Source organism: Pseudaminobacter salicylatoxidans (assembly GCF_003148475.1).
In the GTDB taxonomy this organism is placed as follows: domain Bacteria; phylum Pseudomonadota; class Alphaproteobacteria; order Rhizobiales; family Rhizobiaceae; genus Pseudaminobacter; species Pseudaminobacter salicylatoxidans.
This window is the reverse complement of sequence record NZ_QGGG01000010.1, coordinates 106933-125087: the sequence shown is the minus strand read 5'-3', so window position 1 is coordinate 125087 and position 18155 is coordinate 106933. Positions and strand designations below refer to the sequence as shown.

At 59.1% G+C, this 18155-nt stretch carries 16 protein-coding genes and 1 tRNA gene; 10 read left to right on the top strand and 7 right to left on the bottom strand.

Annotation, left to right across the window (positions count from 1 at the left end; all coding sequences use genetic code 11):
* The first annotated feature begins 78 nt into the window (after positions 1 to 78).
* The 7 genes from C7441_RS15020 to C7441_RS14990 all read left to right on the top strand — a co-directional run bounded on the left by C7441_RS15020 (position 79) and on the right by C7441_RS14990 (position 8910).
* Positions 79 to 1167 carry a 2'-deoxycytidine 5'-triphosphate deaminase gene (locus C7441_RS15020; protein ID WP_019172951.1) on the top strand — a complete coding sequence of 363 codons (1089 nt, stop codon included), beginning with the start codon at positions 79 to 81 and terminating at the stop codon, positions 1165 to 1167.
* 265 nt (positions 1168 to 1432) lie between these two features.
* Entirely contained in the window at positions 1433 to 3355 is a 1923-nt protein-coding gene (locus tag C7441_RS15015) for a polysaccharide biosynthesis protein (RefSeq protein ID WP_244916165.1), read from the top strand.
* 153 nt (positions 3356 to 3508) lie between these two features.
* A complete protein-coding gene (locus C7441_RS15010) occupies positions 3509 to 4840 on the top strand; it encodes a nucleotide sugar dehydrogenase (protein ID WP_109613582.1) in 1332 nt (443 codons plus the stop codon).
* Positions 4841 to 4949: 109 nt separating this feature from the next.
* Positions 4950 to 5999, top strand: a complete 1050-nt coding sequence (locus C7441_RS15005; protein WP_146201497.1) for a glycosyltransferase family protein — start codon at positions 4950 to 4952, stop codon at positions 5997 to 5999.
* Positions 5992 to 7203: a glycosyltransferase gene (locus C7441_RS15000; protein WP_109613580.1), complete on the top strand. Its 1212-nt coding sequence runs from the start codon at positions 5992 to 5994 to the stop codon at positions 7201 to 7203. The genes C7441_RS15005 and C7441_RS15000 overlap by 8 nt, the downstream gene beginning before the upstream one ends.
* 127 nt (positions 7204 to 7330) lie before the next feature.
* On the top strand, positions 7331 to 8326 hold the full coding sequence (locus tag C7441_RS14995; protein WP_109613579.1) for a Gfo/Idh/MocA family protein: 996 nt from the start codon (positions 7331 to 7333) through the stop codon (positions 8324 to 8326).
* Positions 8326 to 8910, top strand: a complete 585-nt coding sequence (locus C7441_RS14990) for an acyltransferase (protein ID WP_109613578.1) — start codon at positions 8326 to 8328, stop codon at positions 8908 to 8910. The genes C7441_RS14995 and C7441_RS14990 overlap by 1 nt, the downstream gene beginning before the upstream one ends.
* Positions 8911 to 8984: 74 nt before the next feature.
* On the opposite strand, the gene C7441_RS14985 is transcribed toward C7441_RS14990, so the two are convergent.
* The 4 genes from C7441_RS14985 to C7441_RS14970 all read right to left on the bottom strand — a co-directional run bounded on the left by C7441_RS14985 (position 8985) and on the right by C7441_RS14970 (position 13383).
* A complete protein-coding gene (locus C7441_RS14985; RefSeq protein ID WP_109613577.1) occupies positions 8985 to 10397 on the bottom strand; it encodes a DUF2793 domain-containing protein in 1413 nt (470 codons plus the stop codon).
* 88 nt (positions 10398 to 10485) lie between these two features.
* On the bottom strand, positions 10486 to 11736 hold the full coding sequence (locus tag C7441_RS14980; protein WP_146201496.1) for a glycosyltransferase family 4 protein: 1251 nt from the start codon (positions 11734 to 11736) through the stop codon (positions 10486 to 10488).
* A 13-nt stretch (positions 11737 to 11749) separates the two neighbouring features.
* Positions 11750 to 12316, bottom strand: coding sequence for a sugar transferase (locus tag C7441_RS14975; RefSeq protein ID WP_109613575.1), 567 nt, complete (start codon positions 12314 to 12316; stop codon positions 11750 to 11752).
* 77 nt (positions 12317 to 12393) lie between these two features.
* Positions 12394 to 13383, bottom strand: coding sequence for an NAD-dependent epimerase/dehydratase family protein (locus C7441_RS14970; protein ID WP_109613574.1), 990 nt, complete (start codon positions 13381 to 13383; stop codon positions 12394 to 12396).
* Positions 13384 to 13527: 144 nt separating this feature from the next.
* Between C7441_RS14970 and C7441_RS14965 the strand changes: the two genes are divergently transcribed.
* Positions 13528 to 14646, top strand: coding sequence for a DegT/DnrJ/EryC1/StrS family aminotransferase (locus tag C7441_RS14965; RefSeq protein ID WP_109613573.1), 1119 nt, complete (start codon positions 13528 to 13530; stop codon positions 14644 to 14646).
* A gap of 136 nt (positions 14647 to 14782) precedes the next feature.
* Here C7441_RS14965 and C7441_RS14960 read toward each other — a convergent pair.
* Positions 14783 to 14856: transfer RNA gene (locus tag C7441_RS14960), tRNA-Gly, on the bottom strand.
* Between the two features lie 152 nt (positions 14857 to 15008).
* Between C7441_RS14960 and C7441_RS14955 the strand changes: the two genes are divergently transcribed.
* Together C7441_RS14955 and C7441_RS14950 are read left to right on the top strand one after the other, a co-directional pair.
* Positions 15009 to 15272 (top strand): DUF6460 domain-containing protein, encoded by a 264-nt coding sequence (locus tag C7441_RS14955; RefSeq protein WP_019172961.1) that lies wholly within the window; start codon positions 15009 to 15011, stop codon positions 15270 to 15272.
* A gap of 36 nt (positions 15273 to 15308) precedes the next feature.
* Complete coding sequence (locus tag C7441_RS14950; protein WP_109613572.1) at positions 15309 to 16652, top strand: MATE family efflux transporter; 1344 nt, start codon at positions 15309 to 15311, stop codon at positions 16650 to 16652.
* On the opposite strand, the gene C7441_RS14945 is transcribed toward C7441_RS14950, so the two are convergent.
* Both C7441_RS14945 and C7441_RS14940 read right to left on the bottom strand, forming a co-directional pair.
* Entirely contained in the window at positions 16653 to 17744 is a 1092-nt protein-coding gene (locus C7441_RS14945) for a quinone-dependent dihydroorotate dehydrogenase (RefSeq protein WP_425326591.1), read from the bottom strand.
* Positions 17741 to 18088, bottom strand: coding sequence for a DUF952 domain-containing protein (locus C7441_RS14940; RefSeq protein ID WP_109613570.1), 348 nt, complete (start codon positions 18086 to 18088; stop codon positions 17741 to 17743). Before C7441_RS14940 ends, C7441_RS14945 begins: the two co-directional genes overlap by 4 nt.
* Positions 18089 to 18155 lie beyond the last annotated feature (67 nt).

Here is an 18155-nt window from a genome sequence, read left to right as displayed (position 1 = left end):
CCCTTTAGACCTCGTGCCGGCTTGCGTCAATGGCACACATCATTAAACCTCCTTCGACCAAATTTCATGGAGCACGTATTGGCCAAGGCAGGCATTCTCCCGGATCGGGACATCGCGGCACTCTTCCAGTCGGGGGCACTGACCTCCGCACGCCCGCTCGACGCCGACCAGATCCAGCCGGCCAGTCTCGATCTGCGTCTGGGCGAAAAGGCGTATCGTGTGCGTGCGAGCTTCCTTCCCGGACCCGGCCACAGGGTTGGCGAAAAACTCGAGCGCCTGAAGCTGCACGAGATAGACCTGACTGAGGGCGCTGTGCTGGAAACCGGCTGCGTCTACATTGTGCCGCTCCTGGAGGGGCTGGTGCTGCCGGCTGACATTTCCGCCTCGGCCAATCCGAAGAGTTCCACGGGTCGCCTCGATATTTTCACGCGCGTGATGACCGACCATGGGCAGGAGTTCGACAAGATTCCGGCGGGTTATGCCGGGCCGCTTTATATGGAAGTCAGCCCGCGCACCTTCCCGATCATCGTGCGCACCGGTTCGCGCCTGTCTCAAATCCGTTTCCGCATCGGCAAGGCGATCCTGACGGAAGCCGAACTGCATGAACTGCACGGCGCGGAGACGCTGGTGGCCTCCGAGACTCCGAATATATCGGGCGGTGGCATCGCGCTTTCGATCGATCTCCAAGGGGGCAGGGAAGGGCTGATAGGCTATCGCGCCAAGCACCACACCGGGCTGATCGATGTCGACAAGCGTGCCGCTCAGGACGCCGATGACTTCTGGGAACCGCTCTATCGACGCGGCGCTGGCGAGTTGGTTCTCGATCCGGATGAGTTCTACATCCTCGTCAGCCGCGAAGCCGTGCACGTGCCGCCGGGGCACGCGGCCGAGATGACCCCGTTCGATCCGCTGGTGGGTGAATTCCGTGTCCACTATGCCGGGTTCTTCGATCCGGGTTTCGGTCATTCCTCAGCCGGCGGCACGGGCAGCCGCGCGGTACTGGAAGTGCGCAGCCACGAAGTGCCGTTCATTCTGGAGCACGGGCAGATCGTCGGACGCCTCGTCTATGAGTGCATGCTGTCACGCCCGAAAGCGCTTTATGGCGCAGACCTCGGCTCCAATTATCAGGCGCAAGGGCTGAAGCTCTCCAAGCATTTCCGGGTATAGCCGGGTTCCACGTCGCCGACCGGTCGCAACCGAAACAACAGGATCATATCGAGGTCGCAATTGGGGGGTTCGATATGCGAAGCGGCCGTGCTAAGCATATTCACGGCATCGCAGGAAAACTCGCCGTGAGGCTGGGAATTCTTCTGTCGCGGGCGGGGATTATCGATTGCTATGTACCTGCGGCAGCCAGGGATGATGCGGCATCGCGACGTGAGCATTGCATTTGATCTGGAACGGCTCGAGGAATAGAGGGACAGTCGCTGCCGTGACAAGATATTATTTGCGTCAGTATTTTGTCGCGATTTGCGATGCCCTTATTGCGCTCGCATCCTTTTATGCTGCCTATGCCGTGGTGATCGGCTATCCGGCGATGCTCTATCGTGTGCCGGGTCTGCACGAGAAGGCGATTGGCTTTACCGCCATCTGCGGCGTCTGCTTCCATTTTTTCTCGGTTACACGCGGCTCATGGCGATTCGTGTCGATCCCGGAACTGACGGCGCTCATCAAGGCGGTCGTCTGCGCGGTCCTTCTCTACACCATGGCGGCATTTCTGGTGTCGCGCGCTGACAACGTTCCCCGTAGCGTCCCCGTTCTTACGGTGCTTTTCCTGATCGGTGGCCTTTCCAGCATTCGCTTGGGATACCGTCTTCTGGTGGATGGATGGGACATTCACCTTTTGGGGCGTCGCCGCGCCTATCACAGGGCGGATCGCAATATCCTCATCTGCGGACTGACGGAAGAAGCGGAGGGTTTCATCCGTACCAGCCAGCGCCTGCGCAGCCGGCAGATGGCAGTCGTTGCCGTTATCGAAGACGGCAAGAAGATAGGACCGCGCTCGGTCCAGGGCGTGCCGATCTATCACAGCCTCGAGGCACTGCCGACGCTGGTCAGCCGTTATGCCAAGAACGGTATCAAGGTCACGGAACTGGTGGTTGCCGAGCGCCAGCCGAACCGGCGGCGGCTGAATGAATTGCTTGAACTCGCCACCTCGGCCGGCATCAAGGTATCCCGGCTTCCTGATGTGACACAGACTGCGTCCATCACCGCAAGTTCGCTGTGGGAGTTGAAGCCTATTGAACTCGGCGATCTGTTGGGCAGGCCGGAAGTCAAGCGGGATGTGGAAGACGTGGCCCGTCTGATCCGGGGTTGCGTCGTGCTTGCCACGGGCGCAGGGGGCTCGATCGGCTCGGAACTTTGCCGGCAGATCGCGGCTTTCCAACCGCGACGGCTGATCATCACCGACAATTCGGAATTGCACATCTATCTGCTGGACAAGGAACTGCGGGAGACTTTCCCGAATCTCGATATCGTCACCCGCATCGTGAATGTTCGCGAAGCCGAGCGTGTTTCCGAGGTTTTTGCCGAATATCGCCCGGACGTCGTTTTCCACGCGGCGGCCTTGAAGCATGTGCCACTGGTTGAAGAAAATCCGCTGGAAGGCATCAAGACCAACGTGCTCGGCACGCGCAACGTTGCCGACGCCGCGCTCGAATTCGGCACCTCCGCATTCGTGATGATCTCGACCGACAAGGCCGTCAATCCGACCAATATCATGGGAGCGACGAAGCGCGCAGCCGAAGCATATTGTCAGGCGCTGGACGTCGTTTCGTCCAACACCACCTTCAGGACCGTCCGCTTTGGCAATGTCCTGGGATCGAACGGGTCGGTCGTCCCCCGCTTCCAGGAACAGATCAATGCGGGTGGCCCTGTCACCGTCACGCATCCGCATATAGTGCGCTATTTCATGACGATACCGGAGGCAGTGCGACTGGTGCTCCATGCATCCGCCCATACGCAGTGGTGCAAGGGAGAACGCGGCAAGATCATGGTGTTGGACATGGGCAAGCCGGTCCGCATCGTGGATCTTGCCGAGCGGATGATCCAGCTTGCGGGTTTGCGCCCGCGCATCGACATAGACATCAAATTCACAGGTTTGCGTCCCGGCGAAAAACTGTTCGAGGAGCTCTTCGATCCCTCGGAAATCCAGGATCATCAAGACGACGAGGCGTTCGTGGTTGCATCGCCCCGTGTCATTGATCGTGCCCTGCTTCATCAGACGTTGTCGGGCATCGAGGCCGCTGCGCTGAGGGAAGATGCGAAAAGAGCGGTTGATCTTCTTCTGCACATCGTTCCCGAATATCACAAGGAAACGAACTCTCAGGGCGCTCCCGCTGTTTCAGCGCGTTAGGTCATGTGATGATAAAAAAGATTGACGCGAGCCGCTCGCCCTGAAAAACGAACGCAATCTTAAAAAAGCGATGCGGAGGCGAGGCAGGACGCCTACTGCCTCCGCGCTGCAGGTAAACTGACCGGAGCGCTGCTTTGGTCGATCTCTGTGGAGATGGGAACGTTGAACACACATTCCACCGCAAGCTTGAATCTGGCTGCTGGCTTTGAGCAGAAAACCGCGCGGATCGGTATTTTGGGTCTTGGCTATGTCGGCCTGCCATTGGTGCTTCGCTTCAGTGAAGTCGGCTACAAGGTCGTCGGTTTCGACATTGATCAGGCAAAGGTCGATATGCTGGCGCGCAAGCGAAGCTATATCGATCATATTTCAGCAGAAAAAATCGGAGTTGCCATCGATAATGGTTTTGAGGCAACGACCGATTTCTCGCGTGCGGCGGAAGTCGATGCACTGATTGTCTGTGTCCCCACGCCGCTCAACAAGCACCGCGAGCCCGACCTCAGCTTTGTCATCGATACGGTCGAATCCATTGTGCCCCATCTGCGTCCCGGCCAGGTATTGTCGCTGGAAAGCACGACCTATCCGGGCACGACGGAGGAGGAGCTGCTGCCCCGCGTGGAATCGCGAGGCCTCAGGGTGGGTAGCGATTTCTTCCTGGTTTACTCGCCCGAGCGCGAAGATCCCGGCAATCCGAATTTCACCACCCGCACGATCCCCAAGGTCTGCGGCGGGCACACTCCGGCCTGTCTCCAGGTCGGGCTTGCCCTGTATGGGCAGGTCATCGACCGCGTGGTGCCGGTGAGATCGACGCGTGCGGCCGAACTCACCAAGCTTCTGGAAAATATCCAGCGCGCCGTGAATATCGGTCTCGTCAACGAAATGAAGATGATCGCCGACAAGATGGGCATCGACATTTTCGAAGTGGTCGATGCCGCCGCAACCAAGCCGTTCGGCTTCACGCCCTATTATCCGGGGCCAGGCCTGGGCGGCCACTGTATTCCGATCGATCCGTTCTACCTTACGTGGAAGGCGCGCGAATATTCTCTGAACACCCACTTCATCGAACTCGCGGGCGAAATCAATCGCGATATGCCGCAATGGGTTGTAGGCAAGATTGCCGATGCGCTCAACGAACGTAACAAGCCCCTCAAGGGGAGCCGCGTGCTGGCGCTCGGCATTGCCTACAAGCGCGATGTTGACGACATGCGCGAGTCGCCCTCTGTGATGGTCATGGAACTGCTGCGCGACAAGGGGGTACATATCGAATATTCCGATCCCAATGTCCCGGTTTTCCCGAAGATGCGGGAACATCGCTTTGATCTCTCATCGGTGGAGTTGACGCCAGAGTCACTCGCCTCCTACGACTGCGTGGTCCTGCTCACCGACCACTCCCGCTTCTCCTATGATCTCATCCTCGAGCATGCTCAGCTGATCGTCGATACTCGCGGCAAATATCGCGACGTCCGCGAAAAGGTCGTCAAAGCCTGATAAAAAGCGAATTATGTCTGGTATGTGATCGCGCAGTCTGCCTTCAAATGCCGCCGGTGCGACGAAGCAGGGCGTACCTGGAAACTGCTGCCTGCGAAGGACTAGGCTCGTGCGGATCGCTTACCTGACTTTCGAAAAACCCGGATCGGGAGGCGTCGGAAGAAAGCTTACCCTGCAGCGGCGCTTCTGGGAGCGTGAGGGGCATGTCGTCCGTCACATCGTGTTGCGCGCACATGATTGCGCGGAAGAAGGCGGCGTTCACTTTCCTATACGCAAGACCATCCTGTCGCCGCTGTTTACTGCGAGTCTGAATGCAGGGCGGATTCGTGAGGAATTGAAGCAATTTGCGCCGGATGTCGTTTACATGCGGCAGATGTTGCGCTGGCCAGGATTGCACAGGATACTCAAAGGGTATCCTGTGGTCGAGGAGGTCAACTCCGATATCAATGGCGAGCTTCGTAGTTCGGGGAGGGTTGGGCTCGTGAAATTTGCCCTGCATCGCTGTGGACAGATTTTTATGCAGGGCATCGTGAGTGGAGAAGTTTTTGTAACTCGGGAGCTCAAAGCGAGGTATGGTACCTGGCATACGCCAAGTTGCGTCATCTCCAATGGAGCGATATTTCCGAAGAGCCTTCCTGACAAAATTCCTGTTCGTGATGCGCCCAGTTTGATCATGGTCTGCAGTTCTGATCAGGATTGGCACGGAATAGATATATTATTCGATATCTGCAGGAATCTTCCTGAGTACAAATTTCATATAGTTGGCCCATTTAAAGATTGCGGTGCGAATAATATTTTGTTCCATGGGGTGATGAACGACGCTGATTTGCGCCAACTATACAAAAAAATGGACTTTGGAGTTGCTGTGCTTGCGCTTGGGCGCAAGAAGATGACGGAAGCCTGCCCTCTGAAGGTTCGTGAATACGTGGAAAATGGGCTTCCGGTCATTGGCGGTTATGATGATACGGATTTGGGAAGCGCGCCTTACTTTCTGAAGATCGACCCCGAAAGCGATGATGTAATTGCGGAGATTCGGAGATTTGTCGACCGCTGGCGTGGAAAGGCGTTTCCATTTTCCGATGCGGAAAAGCGTCTCTCTTTTGCTTGTAAGGAAAGATCCAGGCTAGCTTTTCTGCAAAAGGTTTCAACTGTTGCGTAAGGACAAGAAAATACTTGTCGTAACCAATAGCTATCCGGCCTTGGGAACCGCCGAAAAGAGTTTTTTGATAGAGGATCTGCGTGCACTTCTAGCAAGCGGATTTTCCGTTACGCTTCTGCCGATAAGGGTTTGCTACAAGATCGACCTGGATTTGCCTGACGGGATTGATGTTGATTGCAATTACGCAAAAAGCTTCTCGTCAAGGAATATTGTCGGACGAGTTGGAGATTTAATATTAGATAAACTCTTTTGGGGAGAGGTTTTGGGGAGGCCAAAGCAGGCATTGCTATATAGATTTTGGAAGGAAAGTATAAGGCTTTCGGTGGGGCGGAAGGTTTTTCAAAGGTATTTAGAGCGTTTCGATGTTTTTTATACGCATTGGTTTACCGCTGATACAGCAGCGTTGGCCTGTGCGGGGGCGCGTCCGCTGATTACCAGAGCTCATGGTTACGATCTCTATGAAGAGATAGCCGTCAATAGTGGGCATATACCCTATCGCCGCCAATTGATGGATCGTGTGGATAGGATTGTCGTGTTGTCAGAGGCGGCAAAGCGCTATGTGATTGATAGATATGGGATACCTGCAGAGAGAATACTGAGAAATTCATTGGGTGTTTCCGATCAGGAGCATTACAACGAAGGAAGGCTCACCGAAGCCATCACCTTTGTTTCCTGCTCTTTTTCTGCGCCGGTAAAGCGGCTTCGTTTGATTGCCGATGCGCTTGCGGCATTTGCCCGAGCGCATCCCAATCTGAAGGTGACCTGGCATCATCTGGGGGCGTCGGAACGGCAAATCGGAATCGAAGGTTTTGTGGCGCCTGCGAACATGAACATTCAAGCGCGGCCGGCAATGCCGCGCGAACAGGTTCTCGATTTCTACACCCGTAATGAAGTCTCGTTCTTTATTAACCTGAGTTCTTCCGAGGGCATGCCCTTTGCAATGATGGAGGCGATGAGCTTTGGAGTGCCAGTCATCGCCACCGCCGTCGGAGGCGTGCCAGAAGCAGTCGGGAAGGGGGGCGGCGTTCTGGTGCCTGTCGACGCTTCCGCCGACGCTATCGCGCAGACTATCAACAATACGATCCGGCAGCCGGATTGGCGAGCGCGGTTGGGCGCAGAAGCCAGATTATGCCAGAGGACACATTACAGCGCGAAGAAGAATTCGCAGGCGTTTGCAAGCTTTGCTGCCTCGCTGTGCGAGTGAAAATCTTCGTTGAAGCAGCGGTGTGAGCGAGGTCGCCGGATGATTTTGTCCAATCTACCGCGTGACATGGGGTTCGTAACGCTTTAACGAAAGCCAGCCCCGCAACAACAACCTGGACAGGAGCATCATGGCATCCATCGCACATGTCGGCTACGGCTATTGGGGCAAGAATCTTGCCCGCAACTTTGCCGAGCTCGGGGTTTTGACCGCCGTTGTGGATTTTAATCCTGAGGCGGCAGCGGCAGCGGCCAAGGCACATGGCGCCCGCGCCGCATCGTTCGAAGAGGTGCTGGCCGATCCCGCCATAGACGGTGTTTCGATCGCCAGCCCTGCGGAGATGCACTTTGCGCAGGCAAGGGCTGCGCTGGAGGCCGGCAAGCACGTCTATGTGGAAAAGCCCCTGTCTCTGGACGTTGTCGAAGCGGAGGCATTGTGCGCGCTGGCTGAAAAGCGTGACCTGCGTCTGATGGTCGGACACCTGCTGCAATACCATCCCATCTATGTGCGCTTGCGCGAACTGGTGCATGCAGGCGAGTTGGGAAGCCTGCGCTATGTGTACTCGAACCGGCTTTCACTCGGCAAATTCAGGCGTGAGGAGAATGTCCTGTGGTCCTTTGCGCCACATGACATTTCGATGATCCTTGGTCTGTTCGGCGCCGAGCCCGCGCATGTCACCGCGCAGGGCAACGTATCCTTCACGCCGGGTGTTGCCGATATGGTGACCGTGCAGATGCATTTCCCCGGCGGGGGCAGCGGTCATGTCCAGACCTCGTGGATGCACCCCTTCAAGGAGCAGCGGCTGGTCGTTATCGGCGAAAAGGCCATGGCCGTTTTCGAGGACAGCGAGCCCGACTGGAACGCCAAGCTGAAAATCTATCGTCATGCGATCGACACCAGCGGTCCGGTGCCGATGCCGACCAAGGCGGATGCCGAGCGAGTCGTGGTGCCGCAATCCGAGCCGTTGAGAGCCGAATGCCGGCACTTTATCGAAGCGATCGACGGTGGCCTGACGCCGCGCACTGACGGTGCGGAGGGCCTGAGCGTGCTGCGCGTGCTGGATAAGGCCGAAAAGGCGCTGGCTGAAAATCTGAAACTTCAGGATATGAACAAGGCAACCGCGTGATGGACCAGAAATTTTTCGTCCACGAAAGCTCCTATGTCGATGATGGCGTGACGGTGGGAGACGGCACCAAGATCTGGCATTTCAGCCATATCCTGGGCGGCACCCGCATCGGTCGCAATTGCTCCATCGGCCAGAACGTCATGATCGGCCCGGACGTTTCGGTGGGCGACAATTGCAAGATCCAGAACAATGTCGCCCTCTATAAAGGGGTGGAACTGGAACAAGGTGTGTTCTGCGGCCCCTCCTGTGTGTTCACCAATGTGCTCAATCCGCGCGCGGAGATGGAGCGCAAGGACGAGTTCCGCACGACAAAGGTGCGCCGCGGCGCAACCATCGGTGCCAATGCCACCATAGTATGCGGCAATGAACTGGGTGAATATTGCCTGATCGCCGCCGGAGCGGTGGTGACGAAGACGGTGCCGGCATATGCGCTGATGGCGGGCGTTCCGGCGCGTCGCAGGGGATGGGTGTCGCGCGCGGGAGAAATCCTGGACGACACGCTGACATGCCCGCGCACCGGTGAACGCTACGAGCAGCAAGGCGAGACGCTGCGTCTCATCGAGGAACCTGCGGCCAACTCCTGATCGTCGGGTAACAATGCGGGTCATGCGAAGTGCACGACCCGCTTGCTCCTTCCGCTCGACCGGAAGGGGTCTTTTCAGCTTTCAGCTTCATCCGCTTGCTCGTATTCCACGCCGAGTGCGTCAAAATAATTGCAGGCATCCTCATCGCGGCGTGTTCCGATCAGGAGCACATTGTAGCGCCCGGCACTCTCGCAGGTGACGTTGAGCACGCATGCCGCTTCATCTACGATGCCATAGGCCCGGCCCAAATGTCCGGCAGGGCTCACCCAGACCTGCGGATTTTCGTTGAGATGGGGCCAATAGGCGGGCAAAGGAATGCTTAAGGTTCCGCTTTCCTCCGCTTCGATGTCGAAACGATAGATGTTTTCGCCGCGTGTAGGTGCCTCCACGAAGCAATGCCGCAGACGATGCGTGCCGCGCAGTTCGGGGTTCGGGTGGGCGATGTCGAAGGAGCCGGTGGTCTTGGAAAGGCTTCCGCCCACATGCAGTCTGGCGCTGGGGGCTGCAACCCCGATACCGACATTACCGGCCGATGTGATGACCATGCGCTGAACCCCGGTATTGGTGGTCTCGGAATAAGCGGGCGCGGTATAGAACTGCAACTGTGTGGCATCCGGCAGGTTCCAGCCGCCGCCACCGAAAAACACCTCGCGCTGGCCGTTCGTCGCACCACGATCCCACGAGCCGAAACAGACAAAGGGCGTGTTTGCATTGTCATGGCGGGCGCCGCACACCATGCCGCCCTTGGCCGTGGCGTCCGCATTGCTGTTCGACACGGTGATCGACAGATAGTCGCGGCTGGTCACGTGCAATCGTCCCTTCGCGGTGGCGGTGCCCAGGCCAACATCGCCCGACGACGGGTCGATGCTTAGCGCGTCGGTCCATGCCGAGCCATCGGCAGAGACCTTGATCTGGAACCGGTCGGACCCGAAACAGCCGATACCCGCGCGTGCCGACCAGTCGCTTTGGAAGAAGATAGCGGCCTCCTTGGCCACATCCGCCTTGTTGACGGTTATCTGCATGTTGCCGCTACCGGGCACAGTGTCGTCATGGCTGAAGAGTACGGCATCCGATTTCACGGCAAGTCTGTTGCCGTTGTCAGGCGCGGAGTTGATACCCAGGCTTTCGAGTTGCATGGTTTGCGGGTGACTGTCGTTCAACGACTGCCAATCCGAGCCATCCCATACGAGCAGTATTTCCTCGTTTTCGATCCAGCAGCACCAGCCTGTGCGTGGGGTGAGGCACAGCCATGTGCCATCGACGAAGCTCGCAATCGTATCGTCCCATCCGGTCCAGGCGCCTTCGCCCTCGTGCACCATGTAGCGATCACCCTCGGCGGCACCGGCTGGAGGCGTGGAAAGCTGGCGGCTGATGACGGAAAGCTGCACGAGCCCGTCCAGCATTTGCAGCGCTTCATTGTGGGTCACATGCTTCTGTGCCTGCGAGGGCATCAGGTAGGGGAGGGCGAGGTTGGGGGTGTTTTCCATGACATGTCCTGCGCTGGGGGTTTCTTGCGCAAGTGTATGGAGTGTGTGGAGATGGGGGATAAATTCCTGTCTCTACCAGAAAATCATCTCACCGAGCGTTCCGGATCGCTTCGAGATAATTTGCGGCGATCGTCTCGTAATCATAGTGTTGTCTGACAAAGGAGCGGCCGCGCGCTCCCATGGCATGGCGTTCATCGGCGCGCATGCCGATAAGGCGTTCGAGCGCGGCGGCAATCCGTACAGGATCGTCACTTCCGGTCACGATACCGCATCCGGAAGCTGTGACGGGATCGCCGGCAGCGGCCAGCGGCAGGACGACGGGAAGTCCGGCCTCCATGAAATCCATGATCTTGTTGAAGCTGATGCCATATTGGTAAAGCGCTTCATGGTTGCGCGCGCCGGCATAGCCAATGTCGCATTGACCAGTCAGCCATAGCGCTTCGGTCTTGGGAACCAGGGAAAAGAAGGCGATGTTGTCGAGGTCCAGTTCGCGCGCCTGTGCGACAAGCTGTGCAGTCGTGCCGCCGCTACCCGGCAGCAAAATGCCGTAGCGGTCTTTCAGGCCGCGGGTATTGAGTTGCGCACTTGCATCGAGCAGCCGATCGAGCGCATTGGGTATCCCCTGCGCTCCGGGGTGAATGATGATAACGCGCCCTTGGCTGCGCCATTCGCGGATTTTGTCGGCTGCAGCCTGCCCGACTTCGCTTTCCGGGGCGGAAGCTTCCAACGGATTATTGGCGACAACTCCGTTGGGCGCATGAATGAACTTGCCTCGCGCCAGCCCCTTCTTTCGCATATGCGGTTCCGCGCCTCCCGGAAGGGAAGCGACAAGATCGGATCTGGTATAGGCGAAACGTTCCGCGAGACCCGCCAGGAGAACGAAAGGATGGAAAGACGAAGTTCCGGTGATTTCCGTGATCGAGAGAGGCCAGATGTCCCGTACCTCGAATACCAGTTTTGCGCCGTATCGCCTGGCAAGCCTGAAGGCCGGGAAAACGGCGAAAGGATGCGGTGAACTGACAATCACGACATCCGGCTTCGACAGTTGATATTTCTCCGGTGTGGTTTTGAATATCGACATGCAGAAATCGAGCATGTTCAGCAGCCGCTTTGTGCCGTTTCCCTTATAGGGGCGGGCGTTCAGGCCTATGTATTTCAGGCCGTCGACAGTCTTTGTTTCGGGCAGGGGCGTATCGCTATCCAGAAGGTGATGGAAGCGGGCTACGAATACGGTGGTTTCGATGCCCATCCGCATCCATGCCTGCCCGAGGTTATAGGCCCTCGCAAATTTTCCTATTCCGGGACCGCCGGCATAGTGATTGAAGTACCAGATGTTCACGCGTCGCTCTGGGTCATCGAGTGTTGTCCGATCTTACCCTGTCACCCCTGCCGGCGCCGAATGCGGTTGCCAGGATCAAGTTTATGTCCGTCTTCAGTGACATGTCTTGCAGGTAGGTTGCATCGAGCGCTGCCAGCCGCACGGGATCCGACATATCCACTCCTGCAACCTGGGCCACGCCGGTGATGCCTGGGCGAAGGCGCTCCAGTCCGTAACCGCGGCGTGCCTCGATGAGCCTCGTTTGCGAGGGCAGACAAGGGCGGGGTCCTACAAAACTCATCTCCCCGCGCAAAATGTTCAGGAGTTGGGGCAGTTCATCGAGCTTCAGTCTCCGCAGGTGCTTGCCCAAAGGCGTAATCGCGGATGCACCCATTTCATGGCTCGGCAGGTTTCGCGTGTCACGATGCATCGTGCGCAGCTTGAGGCACACGAATGAGCGCTCATATCTGCCCACGCGCGTCTGCCGGAAGATGGCCGGTCCGGGAGAGGTCAGCCGAATGGCAATGACACAACCGGCTATTATCGGGCTGGCAACCACCAGGCCAATGACCGCCACGACAAGATCGAAGGAACGCTTCATGAAATATCCGCTTGAATTCCCGTTCTTATCAGAAATGCCGGCTGCGCAGGCAACTGCCGTCGCGAGCTTTGCGCGTTTTACCCAAGATGACGACGTCTCTTCATATATTCCTTCCCTGATTGCCTGATGGCCTCAGGTAAACCCTGGGAAGGATGAAAGCCGAAGGTATCGTAAAAGCGGGAAGCATCGACCCTGAGGTCGCCGGTCAATCCCGCGATCTGTCGACGCCGGCCGGTGATCGTTCCAAGCATGTCGAAGAATGCCGAGGGGCAGGAGAACAGCCGCGCCCGCATGCCCATTCCGGCCCTCAGTTCACGCATGAGGTCGGGTAATGAAATTGGCGAGGGGTCCGCGAGGCAATAGTTGCCGGAAGCGGTTATCGGCTTGTCGCCGTCGCAAAGTACGGCAATGGCCTCGGCAAGCGTGCGTACGCTGATGAAGCTCCTGCAATTGCCGATGCCGGCAAAGGGCAAGGGCAGTCCGGTTGCCGCAAGTGCCTGAAGACTTGCCCAGTTGCCCCTTGCATCGGCGCCGACAACCAGCGGCGGCCGCAGTGACACGGCAAAAGCGCCTGCTTCGGCCAACCGACGCACATGCCGTTCCGCCTCCCGTTTCGATCGCCCATAGGCAGTAATCGGCTCACTATTAGTCCGATCACCTATTGTTTCCGGTGTGGAGTTGCCGGTGATCGCCGCAAGACTGCTCAGATGGATGAAAGTGGCGATGTTCGAGCTTAGAGCTGCCTCGCACAGCGCGCTTGTTCCCTGCGCATTGGCCAGCATGAATTGTTCCTCGCGGTCACTTCGGTCGCCGGCGGCGATGTGCGCCAGCCCCGCGAGATGGACCACGGTATCCGCCCCGGCCATCGTTCCCGAGAGTTCGGATGCCGATGTCATATCTGCAATTTCGGTTACCGTGATGCGTGGTTCGTTCCGCCACTCGACGGGGCAACGGCCAATATCGCGCACCACAAGAAGCAGGTCTTTGTCTTGTGCGACGAGATGGGAGACGACATGCCGCCCCACGAACCCCGTCGCTCCCGTAACGAGTATGCGCTGCGTGGTCATTCAGTGGCTGATCCCTGGTTGACTGTTGCGGCAATCGCGCTGGTTGCTCCTGCCTTCCCCTTCGTATAAACCGCAAGCCTGTCGCTCAGGCGCGTCTTGGTCTGTCGGCGCCGGGCTATCCACGACAGAAGAGAGCTATCCCACATGGCAATACCGTTCATCGACCTCGCCGCGCAACAGGCGCGTCTGCGTAGCAATCTGGATGCCGCCGTTTCGCGCGTGCTCGACGAGGGCCAATACATCATGGGCCCGGATGTAGCACGTCTGGAAAAGCAGCTTGCCGAATTCTGCGGCGCCAAGCACGCATTGTCCTGCGCCAACGGCACCGACGCGCTTCAGCTTGCCCTGATGGCGCTGGGCGTGAAGGCAGGCGATGCGGTGTTCGTGCCGTCCTTCACCTTTGCCGCCACCGCCGAAGTCGTGCCTTTCGTCAACGCGACGCCTGTCTTCGTGGATTGCCTTCCCGACACCTTCAATATGGACCCGGAAAGCCTCAAGCGCGCGATCGTCCATGCAAAGACTGAGGGCCTGACGCCGAAATGCGTCATTCCAGTCGATCTTTTCGGTCTGCCTGCGGACTACGACGCCATTCTGGCGATCGCGCGGGAAAACGACCTCAAGGTGATCGGCGACAGCGCACAGGGCTGGGGCGGCAACTACAAGGGACGGATCACCGGTTCGCTGTGCGACATCTCCACCACCTCGTTTTTCCCCGCAAAGCCGCTCGGCTGCTATGGCGACGGCGGTGCCGTCTTCACCAATGACGATGAGCTTGCCGCATTGCTTGATTCCTATCGGGTCCACGGCAAGGGTTCGCACAAGTATTATAACGAGCGCATCGGCATGAACAGCCGCCTGGACACGCTGCAGGCGGCGATCCTGATCGAGAAGCTCGCCGTCTATGCCGACGAGATCGAGAAGCGTCAGGTTGTGGCGCAGCGTTACACGGCGGCGCTCTCCAACCGCTACGAGACGCCCTACATCCCGGAAGGGCTGGTCAGCATCTGGGCGCAATACACGCTCAAGACAGCCTCGGCAGAGGAACGGGACACCCTGCAGGCGCGCGCCAAGGCCGCCGGCGTGCCGACCGTGATCTACTACCCCGTGCCGTTGCACAAGCAAAACGCCTATAAGCAGTTCCCGAGTGATCCGGCCGGGCTGGGCGTCAGTGAGGACCTTTCCAGTCGCGTCGTCAGCCTGCCCATGCATCCCTACCTAGAGGCCGACGTGCAGGATAAGATCATCGCCGCGGTCATCGGCTGACGATTCCACCTAAGGTGGCCGCTCGCGTCATGCGCGGGCGGTCGCAAATTCGTGTTTGTCGGTATGCGGTGTAAAACTGCAGCAAAACCGCCCATCAGGAAACGGGCCGGAACGTCGTTGAAATATTGAAATGATTTGGAGCGGGTAGCGGGAATCGAACCCGCGCGTTCAGCTTGGGAAGCTGACAGGCTACCATTACATCATACCCGCGCAGCGCTTCGCTTATCATAGAGCCGCGTTGACCGGCAATCGCAAATCGCGAGACGGTTGCATTGCCAACAGGCTGATGCTTGAACCAGCGACCCAAAGTCGCCTATCTCCAGTCAATGGCAAAACCAAACGCGAATCGCAGGAGGACGACGGTGTCCGATTTTACGCGCTTTCTGGGTGATACGCCGCTTCGGATATTCCTCAAGCTGGTGGTGGTGTCGTTCCTCGTCGGCATCGTGATGAGTTATTTCGGCTGGTCGCCCTATGATGTCGTCTATCAGATCCGCGATTTCGCCCTGCAGATCTGGAACATGGGCTTCAAGGCCATAGACCGCTTCGTCGGCTATTTCCTGCTTGGCGCGGCTATCGTGGTGCCGGCCTTCATCATCCTGCGGCTGTTCAGCTATCGCCGCTGAAGACCGGCTGCGCACTTCGGTAACGGAGATGCTTCCTTGAACCACGCTCCGGCCGTTCAGCTTTCGAAGCCATTCGAGGTGAGCAATCGCCTCGTGCTTGCCATTGCCGTTCCGATGACGCTTGCCTACAGCACTACGCCGCTGCTTGGCCTTGTCGATACGGCGGTGGTGGGGCAATTCGGCGATGCCGCCTTGCTCGGCGGTCTTGCGGCTGGCGCCATCATTTTCGACGTGGTGTTTTCCAGCTTCAATTTCCTGCGCTCCGGCACCACGGGGCTGGTTGCGCAAGCCTTCGGACGCGACGATACGCTGGAACAGCGCGCGGTGTTCCTGCGGGCCTGTATCATCGCGATAGTCTGCGGTCTGGCGATGGTGCTGCTTTCGCCCTTCATAGCGACCCTGGGCGAATGGTTCATGGGGGCGGCGTCCGACGTCACCGCTGCTATGGACACCTATATTCGCATCCGGCTGCTGTCGTCGCCTGCCGCACTGCTCAACTATGCGATCCTCGGCTACTTCCTCGGGCGCGGCGAAGCCAATCTTGGCCTGCTGCTGCAATTGGTGCTGAACGGCGTCAACATTGTGCTGTCCATCTGGCTCGGGCTGCATCTGGGCTGGGGCGTGGCCGGCGTGGCATGGGGCACGCTGTGCGGCGAAACGATCACCGCGCTGCTCGGGCTGACGATCATCGCCCGGCGCTTTTCCCTTATGCCGAAGGTGGCGTGGGGCAGCATCTTCGCGCCGGCAGCCATGCGACGCATGCTGGCGCTCAACGGCGACATCATGATCCGTTCCTTCGTGTTGATGGGTGCCTTCACCTTGCTTACGAGGCAGGGCGCGCAGCTTGGCACGCTGACGCTCGCCGCCAATGCGGTGCTGATGCATTTCTTCATGGTATCGACCTATTTCCTCGATGGCTTCGCCACGGCGGTCGAGCAGCTTGCGGGCAGGGCGGTGGGAGCCCGCTATCTGCCGGCGTTCAACAAGGCGATCCGGCTGACCCTGCTTTGGGGGTTCGGCATGGCCGGCGTCGCCAGCGTCCTGGTGCTTTTGTGCGGCGACCATCTCATTACCGTCATCACCACGGCCGAGGAAGTCAGGGCCGAAGCGGCCTACTACCTGCCATGGGCCGCTTTCGCGGCGTTGAGCGGCGTCATGGCCTTCCAGATGGACGGTGTCTTCATCGGGGCAACCTGGTCGCGCGATATGCGCAACATGATGCTGCTGTCATTCGTGGCTTTCGCCGCTGCGCTTCTGGTGTTCGGGCATTACTTCGGCAATCACGGCCTTTGGGCCGCGCTGCATGTCTTTCTGATCACGCGCGGGCTGAGCCTGCTCGCCATCCTGCCGCGCAGCGTGCGCGCGACCTTTGCGGGCTGATCAGTCGAGCGGCCGGTCGGCCCAGTCGGCAAGCCGCGTGTCGCGGATTTCACGGATGGTTGCGATGTTCTGCGTTTCCAGAACGCGCCCCATATCCGCAACCACGCGCCCGGGCAGGGCGGGACCGGCATAGATCATGCTGGTGTAAAGTTGCACGAGGTCGGCGCCGGCGCGGATTTTCTCCAGCGCGGTGTCCGCCGAACTGACACCGCCCACGCCGATGATTGCGCGCTCCGGCCCCAGCAGGCGGCGCATCTTGGCAAGCACGACGGTCGAGCGTGCAAACAGCGGCTTTCCGGAAAGGCCACCGATTTCGTTGCGTGCGCTACTTGCCAGTGGCGGCCTGCCGATCGTGGTGTTGGACACGATCACGCCCTCTACGGCCTTCTCGGTTACTTCGGCGGCGATGTCTTCAAGGTCGCCTTCATGCAGGTCTGGCGCGATCTTGAGGAAAACCGGCGTCTTGCGGCCCAGCCGCTCGGCTTCCGTGTCGCGCGCGTCCATGACGCGCGCCAGCAGTTCCGCCAGGCTTTCGCGCGCCTGCATGTTGCGCAGGCCCGGCGTGTTGGGCGAGGAGATATTGACGGTCAGGTAGCTGGCATGGCGCGCAAAGCGCTTCACGCCCAGCTCATAGTCGGCGACACGGTCGGCACTGTCCTTGTTGGCGCCTATATTGACGCCGACGATGCCTGAACGCCCGGCGCGTGCGGCAAGGCGTTGCTCGCAGCGCGCATGGCCCTCATTGTTGAAGCCCAGCCGGTTGATGACCGCATCGTCCTGCGTCAGCCGGAAGATGCGCGGCTTCGGGTTGCCCGGCTGCGGCAGCGGCGTGACGGTGCCGATCTCCGCGAAACCGAAGCCAAGGCGCAGCAAGGCGTCTGGCACCTCGCCGTTCTTGTCGTAGCCCGCCGCCATGCCGAGCGGGTTGGGAAAATCGAGCCCGCACAGCGAAACCCGCAGGCGTGGGCTGGGACGCGTAGCGGTGGGCAGCGCGAGCCCGCATTTCAGTGCCCTGATCGAAAGCCCATGTGCCGTCTCGGGGTCGAATGAGAAGAGCAGGCCGCGGCCGAGCGTGTCGAAAAGGCTCATCAGGCTTCCAGTTCGGGAAATTCGTGCGCGCCATCATCGCCGAGCGGCAGCGGCTTCACCCAGATCACGCTGTCGAGGTCCAGCGGCGCATAGAGGTGCGGGAACAGCGCGCCGCCGCGCGAAACCTCATATTTCAATGCAGGACCGAGCTTTCCCGTGTCGATGGCGACGAGCAGGAGGTCCGGTTGCCCGCCAAAATGCTTGGCAGCGGTGTCCTTCACCTGTTCGGCCGTGGAGAAGTGAATGAAGCCGTCGGCAATGTCCACCGGCGCGCCGGTGAAGGTGCCCGCAGCTTCGGCGTCCCGCCAAAGCGCCTCGGGTGCAATTTTGTAGATGACCTGTCGCATGCGCGCCCTATAGTCCGAAAGACGCGGCGGGAAAAGCCTTGGGCGCGTGGGCGGGCCCGATTTCCGA

What these genes read in the sequence shown, in the direction of transcription:
- C7441_RS14965 (WP_109613573.1), top strand. Translation starts at nt 13,528, where the DNA reads ATGGCAATACCGTTCATCGACCTCGCCGCGCAACAGGCGCGTCTGCGT.
- C7441_RS14975 (WP_109613575.1), bottom strand. Translation starts at nt 12,316, where the DNA reads ATGAAGCGTTCCTTCGATCTTGTCGTGGCGGTCATTGGCCTGGTGGTT.
- C7441_RS14995 (WP_109613579.1), top strand. Translation starts at nt 7,331, where the DNA reads ATGGCATCCATCGCACATGTCGGCTACGGCTATTGGGGCAAGAATCTT.
- C7441_RS14990 (WP_109613578.1), top strand. Translation starts at nt 8,326, where the DNA reads ATGGACCAGAAATTTTTCGTCCACGAAAGCTCCTATGTCGATGATGGC.
- C7441_RS14985 (WP_109613577.1), bottom strand. Translation starts at nt 10,397, where the DNA reads ATGGAAAACACCCCCAACCTCGCCCTCCCCTACCTGATGCCCTCGCAG.
- C7441_RS14970 (WP_109613574.1), bottom strand. Translation starts at nt 13,383, where the DNA reads ATGACCACGCAGCGCATACTCGTTACGGGAGCGACGGGGTTCGTGGGG.
- C7441_RS15010 (WP_109613582.1), top strand. Translation starts at nt 3,509, where the DNA reads ATGGGAACGTTGAACACACATTCCACCGCAAGCTTGAATCTGGCTGCT.
- C7441_RS14940 (WP_109613570.1), bottom strand. Translation starts at nt 18,088, where the DNA reads ATGCGACAGGTCATCTACAAAATTGCACCCGAGGCGCTTTGGCGGGAC.